The 11101-nt window shown below is 71.8% G+C and carries 12 protein-coding genes; 7 read left to right on the top strand and 5 right to left on the bottom strand.

The features are described 5' to 3' along the window. Positions 1–371 precede the first annotated feature (371 nt). The 3 genes from V3W47_RS19370 (at position 372) to V3W47_RS19360 (ending at position 4100) form a co-directional block, all read left to right on the top strand. A complete protein-coding gene (locus V3W47_RS19370; RefSeq protein WP_331826881.1) occupies positions 372–1928 on the top strand; it encodes an ABC transporter ATP-binding protein in 1557 nt (518 codons plus the stop codon). Next, positions 1925–2983: an ABC transporter permease gene (locus V3W47_RS19365; RefSeq protein WP_331826880.1), complete on the top strand. Its 1059-nt coding sequence runs from the start codon at positions 1925–1927 to the stop codon at positions 2981–2983. The genes V3W47_RS19370 and V3W47_RS19365 overlap by 4 nt, the downstream gene beginning before the upstream one ends. Before the next feature lie 229 nt (positions 2984–3212). Then, positions 3213–4100: an ABC transporter permease gene (locus V3W47_RS19360; protein ID WP_331826879.1), complete on the top strand. Its 888-nt coding sequence runs from the start codon at positions 3213–3215 to the stop codon at positions 4098–4100. 78 nt (positions 4101–4178) lie between these two features. On the opposite strand, the gene V3W47_RS19355 is transcribed toward V3W47_RS19360, so the two are convergent. Genes V3W47_RS19355 through V3W47_RS19340 form a run of 4 tightly spaced genes read right to left on the bottom strand, consistent with a single transcriptional unit; the run spans position 4179 to position 7301 of the window. Then, positions 4179–4928 (bottom strand): cytochrome c biogenesis CcdA family protein, encoded by a 750-nt coding sequence (locus tag V3W47_RS19355; protein ID WP_331826878.1) that lies wholly within the window; start codon positions 4926–4928, stop codon positions 4179–4181. 4 nt (positions 4929–4932) lie between these two features. After that, positions 4933–5421 carry a TlpA family protein disulfide reductase gene (locus tag V3W47_RS19350; RefSeq protein ID WP_331826877.1) on the bottom strand — a complete coding sequence of 163 codons (489 nt, stop codon included), beginning with the start codon at positions 5419–5421 and terminating at the stop codon, positions 4933–4935. A gap of 42 nt (positions 5422–5463) precedes the next feature. After that, positions 5464–6690, bottom strand: a complete 1227-nt coding sequence (locus V3W47_RS19345; RefSeq protein ID WP_331826876.1) for a hypothetical protein — start codon at positions 6688–6690, stop codon at positions 5464–5466. Then, the gene (locus V3W47_RS19340) at positions 6678–7301 is read right to left on the bottom strand and encodes a sigma-70 family RNA polymerase sigma factor (RefSeq protein ID WP_331826875.1); all 624 of its coding nucleotides are present in this window, start codon (positions 7299–7301) and stop codon (positions 6678–6680) included. The genes V3W47_RS19345 and V3W47_RS19340 overlap by 13 nt, the downstream gene beginning before the upstream one ends. Positions 7302–7522: 221 nt before the next feature. On the opposite strand from V3W47_RS19340, the gene V3W47_RS19335 reads away from it, so the two are divergent. Beyond that, entirely contained in the window at positions 7523–8743 is a 1221-nt protein-coding gene (locus V3W47_RS19335; RefSeq protein ID WP_331826874.1) for a BMP family ABC transporter substrate-binding protein, read from the top strand. A 269-nt stretch (positions 8744–9012) separates the two neighbouring features. Here V3W47_RS19335 and V3W47_RS19330 read toward each other — a convergent pair whose 3' ends face one another. Continuing rightward, entirely contained in the window at positions 9013–9249 is a 237-nt protein-coding gene (locus V3W47_RS19330) for a VF530 family protein (protein WP_331826873.1), read from the bottom strand. Positions 9250–9302: 53 nt separating this feature from the next. On the opposite strand from V3W47_RS19330, the gene V3W47_RS19325 reads away from it, so the two are divergent. The 3 genes from V3W47_RS19325 (at position 9303) to V3W47_RS19315 (ending at position 10882) form a co-directional block, all read left to right on the top strand. Beyond that, complete coding sequence (locus tag V3W47_RS19325; RefSeq protein ID WP_331826872.1) at positions 9303–9674, top strand: hypothetical protein; 372 nt, start codon at positions 9303–9305, stop codon at positions 9672–9674. A 102-nt stretch (positions 9675–9776) separates the two neighbouring features. Next, positions 9777–10499, top strand: coding sequence for a metallophosphoesterase family protein (locus V3W47_RS19320; RefSeq protein WP_331826871.1), 723 nt, complete (start codon positions 9777–9779; stop codon positions 10497–10499). After that, a complete protein-coding gene (locus V3W47_RS19315; protein ID WP_331826870.1) occupies positions 10472–10882 on the top strand; it encodes a low molecular weight protein tyrosine phosphatase family protein in 411 nt (136 codons plus the stop codon). Before V3W47_RS19320 ends, V3W47_RS19315 begins: the two co-directional genes overlap by 28 nt. Positions 10883–11101: the final 219 nt, after the last annotated feature.

Below are 11101 nucleotides of genomic sequence, written 5' to 3'. Positions count from 1 at the left end.
CAATCAGGCAGTACAGTGTCGTCAGGACGGTCTGGGCATCGAGAACTGGGGTCACAACCTGTTCTGACAGATGCTCGCACCGTCCGTTGTTCACCTCCTCTCATTGCACATCAAGCGTTCAAGGGGGGAGGCCGGGACTGGCACAGCTCCGCAGGAGAGGGGGTGAACGGGCCTGGCAGCCCAGCCGCTCCACCGTCCAACCTCCTTTTCTACCCCTGAGAAGGGACGCACAGTTCGTCTCCGTCCCAACAAAGCGTCCCATCCGCCCCCTCCTCCAGACCTCTCGGTGAGGGGGCGTGCGGTTTGTCTCATACTTCTGTGACGGATGACTTTATGAACGTGCGCCTTTCCCCCCACCCAGGACGGTGACTGTGACTGACCCCCCCTCCCCCGCCGCCCCGCCCGCCCTGCGCCTGAGCGGGATTACCAAGCGCTTTCCCGGCGTGGTCGCCAACGACGCGGTGAGCCTGACCGTGGAGCGCGGCGAGGTGCTGGCGCTGCTGGGCGAGAACGGCGCGGGCAAGAGCACGCTGATCTCGATTCTCTACGGCCTCTACCAACCCGACGAGGGCACAGTCGAGTTGGAGGGGCGGGCGGTTCGCGTCACCAGCCCGGCGCAGGCGCTCCGGCTCGGCATCGGCCTCGTCCCACAACACCCGCTGCTCGTGGAGCGGCACACGGTCGCGGAGAACCTGGCGCTGGGAACGGGGCGCGGCCTCTTTCCGGCGCGGGGCGTGGCGGGGCGGGTGCGCGAGCTGTCGCGGCGGTACGGGCTGGCGGTGGACCCGGACGCGCGGGTGGCCGACCTCTCGCCGGGCGAGAAGCAGCGGGTGGAGATCGTGCGGGCGCTGATGCGCGGGGCGCGGGTCCTCATCCTCGACGAGCCGACGAGCGTGCTCACCCCGCAGGAGGCCGGGGCGCTGTTCGGCGTGATGCGGGAACTGCGGGCCGACGGGCGCAGCCTGATCTTCATCTCGCACAAGCTGGACGAGGTGCTGAGCGTGGCCGACCGGGTGACGGTGCTGCGGCGTGGGCGGGTGGTCGGCGGCGTGCCGACGGCGGGCGCGACCCGCGAGAGCCTCGCGGAGCTGATGATGGGCCGCAGCGTGGACTTCACCCGCAAGCGCACGGGCGGCCCGGTGACGGACACGCCCCTGCTGACGGTGCGCGGGCTGATGGCGACCGGGGCACGTGGCCTTCCCGCCCTGCGCGGGGTGAGCTTCGACCTGCGGGCGGGCGAGGTCCTCGGCGTGGTGGGCATCGCCGGGAACGGGCAGAGCGAACTCGTGGAGGTGCTGGCCGGGCTGCATCCCGCGTCCGGGGAGGTCACGCTGGACGGGCGGCCCCTGACGGGCGGGGCGGACGAGCGCTTCCACGCGGGGGTCGCCCACATCCCGGAGGACCGCATCCACTCCGGCACGGTGCCGAGCATGACGGTGGCGGAGAATCTGGTGCTGCGCGACTACGCGCGGGAGCCGCTGGCCCGTGGCCTCGCCCGCGACCTGGGGGCGGTAGGCGACCGCGCCCGGCGCGAGGTGGAGGCGTACAGCGTGGCGACCCCCGGCATCCACACGCCGAGCCGCCTGCTCAGCGGCGGGAATATCCAGAAGCTCATCCTGGCGCGGGAACTGAACGGACAGCCCCGGCTCATCCTCGCGGTCCACCCGACCTACGGGCTGGACGTGGGGGCGACCGATCAGGTCCACCGGGTCCTGCTGGAGCGCACGAGTGGGGGGGCGGGGGTGCTGCTCGTGAGCGAGGACCTCGACGAACTGCTCAGCCTGTGCGACCGGATCGCCGTGATGGTGGAGGGCGAGGTGCGCGGCCCCTTCCCCGTGCGCGAGGTCACGCGCGAGTCGCTGGGCCTGCTGATGGGCGGGGCGCATCCCGAACGCGACCACGCGGGGGTCGAGGGGGTGGGCGCGTGAGGCTCGTCCCGCTCGCCACCCCGTCGCCCGCCCGCGCCGGACTCGTCACGCTGGCGGCGGTGGCGGTCGCGCTGCTCGTGTGCGCGCTGATCTTCCTCGCGTACGGGGCCAGCCCCGGCGAGGTCTACGGCACGATGCTGCGCGGCACGCTGGGCGACCCGGTGGGCCTCGCGGAGGTGGCGCGGCGCACCATCCCGCTGCTGCTGGCGGGCGCGGGCCTCGCCCTCGCGTTCCGGGCGCAGTTCTTCAACATCGGGGCGGAGGGGCAACTGCTGCTGGGGGCGGTGTTCGCGGCGGGCACGGCGCTGTTCCTGCCGCTGCCGGGGCCGCTCCTCCTGCCCGCGATGTTCGTGCTGGGGGCACTGGGGGGCGGGCTGTGGGCGCTGATCGCCGCCGGGCTGCGGCGGGTCGGCGTGAACGAAATCCTCTCCACGCTGATGCTCAACTACGTCGCCGTGTCGGTCGTCACGTACCTGATCGCCGGGCCGTGGAAGGGGCGCGACGTGCGCGGGTACATCTACACCGACACCTTCCCGCAGGCCGGATTCCTGTCCGTGCTGCCGGGCACGCAGGTCCACTGGCCGACCCTGGTGCTGGGTGTGTTCGTGGCGCTGGGGCTGCAATGGCTCCTCACGCGCTCCACGTTCGGCTACGCGCTGCGGGTGGTCGGCGAGAATCCGGGGGCGGCGCGGTACGCGGGCCTGAGTGCGCCGCGCGTGATGACGGTCGTGGCCCTGATCACGGGTGGGGCGGCGGGCCTTGCCGGGGCGGGCGAGGTCGCGGGCATCCACCACCGCCTGCTGGAGGCGGGGCAGCTCAGCCTCGGCTACGGCTTCACCGCCGTCATCGTCGCGTGGCTGGCGCGCGGGAATCCGGCCCTGTGCCTCGTCACGGCCCCGCTGATGGGCGTCATCCTGGCGGGCGGCGACCTCCTCAAGATCGACCTGAACATGCCCTTCCGGGTGGTGGACGTGTTTTCGGGTGTGATCCTGCTCGCGCTGATCGGCTCGGAGATTTTCGTGCGCCACCGGGTCAGGCTGGGGGCGGGGGCGTAGGGCAAGAAGGGCAAGCTGGCGCTTGCCACCCCTCTCCCGGCCTCTCCCGCAGGGGGAGAGGAGTCAAGAGACCCTCCGGCCTGTCCTGCTCGGAAGGTCGGGGTGATGGCGGAAACACACTCCAGCGCAGAACGCTCAAATCCCGTGCCCAAGTTCTGGCGACTGGAAGCTGGCGACTGGCGACCTGCAAGCCGCCCTTCTTGCGCCAAATATTCTGAAAGGAGGACAGATGGATAACGTGATCGTCGAGGCCCTCGTGCGGGCGCTGGCCGTCGGGACGCCGCTGCTGCTCGCCTCGCTGGGGGCCATCGTGAACGAGCGGGGCGGCGTGGTGAACCTGGGCGTGGAGGGGTTGATGGCCGTCGGGGCGCTGGCGGCCTTCGCGGTCGCGTACCCGCAGGGGAACCTGTGGCTGGCGGTTCTCGCGGCGCTCGCCGCCGGGGCGGCCCTGGCGGCGCTGCACGCCTTCGCCGCTATCACGCTGCGGGCCAACCAGTTCGTGAGCGGCCTCGCGCTCGCCCTGCTGGGGACGGGGGCGGCGGGGCTGCTCGGCAAGCGGTTCGAGGGCTTTCCCCTCTTCAACAAGGTGCAGGACTGGACGGTGGGCGGCCTGACGATCAGCCCCTTCACGGCGGCGGCGCTGCTCCTGGCCGTTCTCCTCGCCTTCTGGCTGAACTCCACGCGCGGCGGGCTGACCCTGCGCTCGGTGGGCGAGAATCCCGCCGCCGCCGACGCGCTGGGGGTGAACGTGGCGCGGGTGCGGTACGCGGCGGTGCTGGCCGGGGGGGCGCTCGCGGGCCTCGCCGGGGCCTTCCTGACGCTGAGCTACCGGGCGTCCTGGGCCGACAACCCGACGGCGGGCCTGGGCTGGATCGCGGTCGCGCTCGTCATCTTCGTGGGGTGGCGACCGTTGCGGGCCATCGCCGGGGCGCTGTTCTTCGGCTTCCTGTACTACCTCCAGTTCCGCCTCCAGGGGAGCAGCGGCATTCCCACCGAGGTCTTCTCCGCCATGCCCTTCGTCCTCGTCCTCGTCGTGCTGGCGCTGGCGGGGTTGAGGGGACAGCAGGGGGATGCGCCCGCCGCGCTGGGCAAGGCGTATGTGCGCGGGGAGCGGTAGGCCCACCGGGGTTAAATACACAGGACGACGGGCCGCTTCCTCTGGATCAGCGGCCCGTCCTCTTCCTGTCCCCCCGTGTCAGGGCACGCTGGGGTCGATGCGGTCGAGCTGGCCCCGCACGGTTCCCGACTCCTCCAGAAAGGTCAGGTTCTGCACGTAGGGCACGCGCTCCACGATGAGGGTCTGGGCGGCGCGGTCCACGCCCAGCGCCATGCCGAGCGCGAAGAGGGCCAGCACACCCCCGAAGGCGCGTTGGAGACCACCCAGGTTCCGCAGCAGGGCGGGCATCCGCGTCAGCAGACGCCGCCCCCCCGCCATCACCGCGAACATGGGCAGGGCCACGCCGAGCGCGTAGGCCGTGGTGACGGCGGCGGCGAAGCCCGTCACCTGCCCGCTGAGCGCCAGCGTGGTCACGCTCGCCAGGATCGGCCCCACGCAGGGGGTCCACACCAGGCCCAGGGTGGCCCCGACGAGCAGGCCGCCCACCAGCCCGTCCCCGCCGCCCCACGCCGACCCCTGTGGAATGGCCCGCGCCGCGAGCTGCTCGAAGCGTCCGCCCAGCGCCGGGATCGCCAGCGTCAGGCCGAAGGTGAACAGCAGGGCGACCGCTCCCCACCGCAGGAGGTCCGCCGAGAGGCCCAGGGCACCGACCAGCGTCCCCAGAAACAGCGTGAGGAGGACGAAACTGCCGATGAATCCGGCGATGATGCCCCAGGGCCGCGCCCGTCCGCCCACCGTGCCCGAGAGGACCACCGGCAGCACCGGCAGGACGCAGGGGGACACCACCGTCAGCACCCCGCCGAGAAATGCCACGAGCAGCAGGAGCATCGGCCTAGCGGGCCATGCCCGTCCGGGCCACGATCTCGCGCAGGCCGCCGCCCGACCACTTCGCCAGCGCCTTGCCCTTCGCGTCCACCAGAACGAAGGTGTGCTGATAGGTGATGCCGTACTGCCGCTTCAGCGCCGTCTCCCGGTCGTAGTCGGTCCTGAAGACCATCACGTTCTTCGGCAGCGAGGCCAGGTTCTTGGTGAGGTCGGCGTCGGCGGCCTTGCAGTTCGGGCACCATGTCGCGTGGAAGAACAGCACGCGCCGCAGCCCCTTCGCCGCGTCGAAGGCTGCCCTGGTGTAGGGCTGGTAGGCGGTCGTCTTCATGCCCATGTCGGTGGCAGCCATGCTGTGCCCGGTCATGGCGTCGCCCTTCGACATCGGGGCGGGTGAGGCGGCGAGCGCCCCGGCGGTGAGGGTCAGGGCGGTGAGGATGAGGGCGGCGAGGGCCGTGGCGAGGGCGGGCCGGTGGAGTTGCGGGTGGAGCTGGTTCATAGGGACCTCCTGATCTGGGTACGGCGGCGGGGGGACGGAGGTTCAGTCCCTCACCCGGCCCCGCGTGGCGAGGGCACCGTCGAGGAGGCGGACGCCCGCGCTCCCCTCGGCCACGGCGAAGGTGCCGCCGGGCAGGGCGGCCACGTCCATGGGGTGCCGGGCGGGCCGCCGGGTCACGGCACCGCTCCGCAGGTCCACCCGCGTGACCCGGCCCGCGCGGTCGCTCAGGAGCGCGAGGTCCCCGTTCAGGGTGAACTTGTCGGGCGTGCCCGGCACCCGCCACACCCGGACGACCCGCCCGGCGTCGTCGAGGCGCAGGAGGCGGCCCCCCAGGTCGAGGACGAGCAGCCCGCCGGGTGTCCCGGCCAGGGCGACCGGGGCACCCCCCACCCGCAGCCGCCGCAGCACCCGCAGGCTCACCGGGTCGAGGACGCACACCTCGCCGCTGAGGTGGTGGGTGACGTACAGCCGCCCCCGCCGCAGCAGCACCCCGTCCATCACGTCCGCCAGCGGCAGCTCGCCCTCGCGGGCCAGGGCGACCACCGGCCCCCCCACCCGGCCCACGGTGCCCCGCGCGCTCTTGAAGTAGACCTCACCGTTCCCGGCGGCCAGCCCCGCCACCCCGTCCGGCACGGGCACGCTCCGCAGCACACGCAGGGGCGAGGGCTGAAGTTCCAGCACACGGTCGTTGGCGGCGTCGGCGAGGTAGACCCGCCCCCCCAGCCGCACCCCCTCGGTGAACCACGCGGGCCGCGCCCCCCCGCTGGGAACGGAGGCCCGCGCCCGGTCGCCGCGCACGAGCGTGATGGTCCCGGCGCGGTCGTTGCTCGCCACGATCAGGGCGTCCCCCAGCCCCACCACCACCGCCGGGTCGGGCAGCGCCCCCGCCGCCGTGCGCGACCCCGTGAACAGCGCCCCCGTGACGAGCAGGGCCGCCAGCCCCGCCGCGAGTCCCACGCCCCACGCCCGCCAGCCGGGGGGGGCCGGGGCCGGGCGAAGTGGGCGGCGGGACGACCGGGCGCGGGCCAGCACCGCCTCACGCACCTCGGGGGGCGGCGCGCGCTCGGGCAGGTCCTCCAGCAGCGCCCGCTCGACCGCACGCAGCACGGCGAGGTCCCGCGCACAGTCGGGGCAGGCCGTGACGTGCGCGGCCACCGCCCCTGGGAGTGGCGTGCCCAGGGACACGTGGGCCTCCAGGGCCTCACGCACCTCCGGGCAGGTCCCGTCCTGACCGACCTCCCCCCGCCCGCGCCCGTCTAGTCCAGCCATGTGCCCGCCTCCTCGCCCAGAACGCGCCGCAGGTGGGTCAGGGCGGCGTGCAGGCGGCTTTTCACGGTGCCGACCGGCACCCCCATCGCGCCCGCGATCTCCTCGCGGCTCTGGCCCTGGAGGAAGGCGCGGCTCACTGTCTCGCGGTGCGCGGCGCTCAGGTGCGCCAGCCCGGCGCGAACCCGCTCGCCCTGCCCAGCCCGCTCGGCGCGCTCGCCGGGGCCGGGCTGGGCGTCGGGCAGCGCGAGCGCCTCGCCGTCCTCGTCCACGAGCGGCAGGTGGCCCCGCTCGGCCCGCAACCGGTCCAGGGCGCGGGAGCGGGCCACCACGAGCAGGTAGGCCCGCAGCCCGGCGCGGGCGGGGTCGTACCGCTCGGGACGGTCCCACAGCCCGAGAAACACGTCCTGCAACGTGTCCGCCGCCCCCGCCTCCCCCAGCAGCCGCACCAGCACACCGTACACCGCCCCGGCGTGTCGGTCGTAGACCTCGGCCAGGGCCGCCTCGTCGCGCCCGCGCAATCGCCCGGCCAGGGCCGCGTCGTCGGCCACCGGGTCAGCCGTCCCGTCCCGGCGTCCCCGGAGCCAGGCCACCTCGGCAAGCCTCCACGTCACACCCAGGGTACGGGCCAGCGGCCCCTCCGGGTTCAGAGGCGGCGGGAGGGACGCGGGACGGCACCCACCCGGTTCCCCTCCCCGGCGCAAGTTGTCTTACACCCCCCTGACAAAGTGAATTCCATGAAGGCAGAATGAAGGCGATTCGCCGGGCGATCCTCCCTCTGCTCCCGCGAACGCCGACAGTTCGTTTCGAACCCTCAACCGCCGCGAGGTTTCCCTTGAAGATTCTGCCCCCCAGGACGCTGCCCCGCCCCGCCCGCCTCACTCTGGCCGCCCTCCTTCCCCTGACGCTGGGGCTGCTCGGCACGACCGGGGGGCCGACCGCACAGGCGCAGGCCACGCCGAGCGTCCGCACGGGCAAGGTCAAGGCCTGCTTCATCTACGTCGGTCCGGTGGGCGACATCGGCTGGAGCTACGCGCACGACCAGGCCCGCAAGAAGGCGGAGCAGGCCCTCTCCTGGTTGGAGACGAAGTACGTGGAGAGCGTGCCGGAAGGCCAGGCCACGCCCGTCATCGACCGCCTCGTGCGCGACGGCTGCCAGGTCATCTTCACCACGTCCTTCGGCTTCATGGACCAGACGCTGGAGGCGGCCAAGAAGTACCCGAACGTCATTTTCGCTCATGCCAGCGGCTTCAAGCGCGCGCCGAACATGGCGACTTACATGGCCGACTTCTACCAGATTTACTACCTCAACGGGATGATGGCCGCCGCCGTCAGCAAGAGCGGCAAGCTCGGGTACGTGGGCGCGTTCCCCATCCCCGAACTCAAGCGCCACATCAGCGCCTTCGCGCTCGGTGCCCGCGCGGTGAACCCGAGGGCGACCGTGAACGTCAAGTGGATCAACGCGTGGTTCGACCCCAACAAGGCGCGCGAAGCCGCCGAGGCCCTGATCTCCGAGGGCAACGACGTGCTCGCCTTCACCGAGGACACCGCGACCGTGGTGCAGACCGCCGCCGCGCGCAAGGTGCCGAGTTTCGCCCACTACACGGCGATGTACCGCTTCGCGCCCGACTACACGGTGAGCGGCCAGATCGTCCACTGGGACAAGATTTACATCGACTTCCTGACGAAGGTCAGGAGCGGTACGTACACGACCAAGAACCTGAACAAGGTCGATTACTGGAACCTGTTGCGCGGCGGCGCGGTGGAACTCGGCGCGCAGGAGGGCATGGCGATCAATCCCAAGTGGGTGCCCCAGCTCAGGGCCGCCAAAATCACCGTCGCGGGCAAGCCCACCACCGTCTACGACCGCGTGCTGGCCCTCAAGGCCGACATGGAAAAGGGCGGGAAGTTCGACCCCTTCACCGGACCCATCCGCGACCGCAACGGCATCCTGCGCGTGCCCGCCGGAAAGGTCCTGAGCGTGGCCGAGCTGAACAATATGGCGTGGGTCGTGCCGGGTGTGGTGGGGCAGGTGGCGGACGAGCCGAAGAAGTAGGGGAAGCCCTCACCAGTCAGCGTTCAGCAAAGGATCGGTCCTCCAGGTGGGGGCCGGTTTTCTATGGTTCGGGTGACAGGAGGAAGGCGGGTTGGTCGTGGGTTTAGCTCCTCCTTGAACGCTTGATGTGCAGGAGAAAGCGAGCGTGTCAGCCGTACTCTTTGCTCCCTCCCTCCTTGTGGGGGAGAGCTGGGGATGGGGGGTGACGAGCACCGCTCGTCCTTCTGCCGGACGACGCAAACGCTCTATTCCCTTTCCTACCCTGCCCCTCACGTCTCCCGCTCGTCCCGCACCAACGCCACGTACAGCGCCTCCACCTTCGCCCGCGCCCACGGCGTCTTTCGCAGGAACTTGAGGCTGGAGGGCACGCTGGGGTTGCTCTGAAAGCAGCGCACGGGCACCCGGCGGGCGAGGCCGTCCCAGCCGTAGCGGTCCGCGAGGCGCACGACGATCTGTTCGAGGGTGACGCCGTGCAGGGGGTCAGGGTGGACAGTGGGGCCGGTCATGGGGGCATGATAGGGAGGCGGGGCAGGTCGGGCGGGCGGCGCGGTGTGCGAACATGCCGGGCGTGAATCCACTGCTGCTTCGTTCCATGATCGTGACGGGTCTGCTCATCGCGGCCCTGAACGTGGTCTTCGCCGGGGTGGAGTACGGGTTCGGCACCCTGCCCGCGTGGTTCTGGCTCTCGCAACTGCTCCTCATTCCCGCGATGCTCGTTCCCGCGCGCGTGTTCCCGGAGGCGGCGGCCACCCCCGCCTACGCGCGCCGCGCGGGGCTGTACGCCCTCGGCTGGTCGGCCCCCTACGCCGTCTACAAGTTCACGGGCGACGCCCTGCGCCCCGGCTTCAGCGCGGACGCCTCCCTCTTCGGCGTGGTCTTCACCTGTCTGCTCTTCGGCCTGATCTTCGCGGCGATCCGCAGGCCGCAGTAGGGCTGAGGGAGGGCGGCCAGCGGCCAGCGGCCAGCTTCCAGCCGCCAGCACTCCACCTGAACACCTTTCTTCTGCCTGGTCTCTTGCTTTGAGGAGGCACCCATGAGACTCGCCATTCTGGGGGACGTTCACGGCAACCGTTTCGCGCTGGAGGCAGTATTGGCCGCCATCCGGGAGGAGACGCCGGACGCGCTGCATAACCTCGGCGATACGGTGTGGGGCGCGGCGGACCCGGCGGGCGCGTGGGCGCTCCAGGCCGAACACGCCCCGCCCACCGTGCGCGGCAACACCGACGAGCGCGTGGCCGGACTGCGTGCGGGCAAGGAGGGGATGCGCGCCTGGCTGGGCACCCAACTCCCGCCCGACGTGCCGGAACGCCTCGCCTCGCTGCCCGTCTACGTGGACGTGGCGGACGGTGAGGTCCGCGTCGCCCACGGCAGCCCGCGCAGTCCGTGGGAGGACCTGCTGCTCACCGAGGAGGGCGACCACACCCGGCCCGCGCACTTCCGTGAGATTCGGGAGCGGTTGGGCGGCTTCACCTTCGACTCGGGCGGGCGCGTCTGCGTCGTCGGGCATACCCACCACGAGATGCTGAGCGTCGTGGACGGCGTGACGGTGGTGAACGCGGGGCCGGTGAGCCGCCAGAAGGACGGGCTGCCCCTCGCCCGCTGGGTGCTGCTCACCCGCCGGAATGGGAGCTGGAACGTGGAGTTCCGCCGCACCGCCTACGACGTGGAGGCCGCCGCCGCGTGGGCACGGGCGCACGGCCCGGCAGGGCAGGCCGATCAGGAGGCGCAGTGGCTGACCGAGGGGCGGGAACCCTGAGCGGCCTGGCTCGTCCCCTGCGCGTGGTCTTCGTCTGCACGCAGAACAGGCTCCGCAGCCCGACCGCCGAGGCCATCTTCCGCACTCACCCGGAATGGGAGGTCGCCTCGGCGGGCACGGCGCGCGATGCCGACACGGCCCTCACCCGCGACCTGCTGGAATGGGCGGACGTGGCCGTGTGCATGGAGAAGGCCCACCGCGACTGGATACGGGCGAGGTGGCGCGGCGTCCTCCCCGACGACCGCCTCCTCACCCTCGGCATTCCCGACGACTACGAGTTCATGGACGCCGAACTCGTGGCATTGCTGGAGCGGCTGGTGCCCGCGCGGTTGGCGGGGAAGGGGCTTCGGGAGGGGATTGGCGGCTCTGGCTCTGAAGAGTGACGGGGGAGTTGGGGAGCGGGGTTCTTGGATGGCGATGCCCGCTCACCCCCTCCCGGCCTCCCCCCTCAAGACGCTTGATGTGCAATACGGGCCAGGGAAGGGCGACGAGATCAAGGTGGGCACCTAGCGGACGACCCCAACGGGCCTTGAGTTGAATCAGGAGGTTGTGCGCTGCCACCTTCGCGCTCAGACGCAGCCACCAGCCCAGAACACTTTTGC

This window comes from Deinococcus sp. YIM 134068 (assembly GCF_036543075.1).
Taxonomy (GTDB): domain Bacteria; phylum Deinococcota; class Deinococci; order Deinococcales; family Deinococcaceae; genus Deinococcus; species Deinococcus lichenicola.
This window is presented reverse-complemented; position numbering and strand designations above follow the sequence as displayed.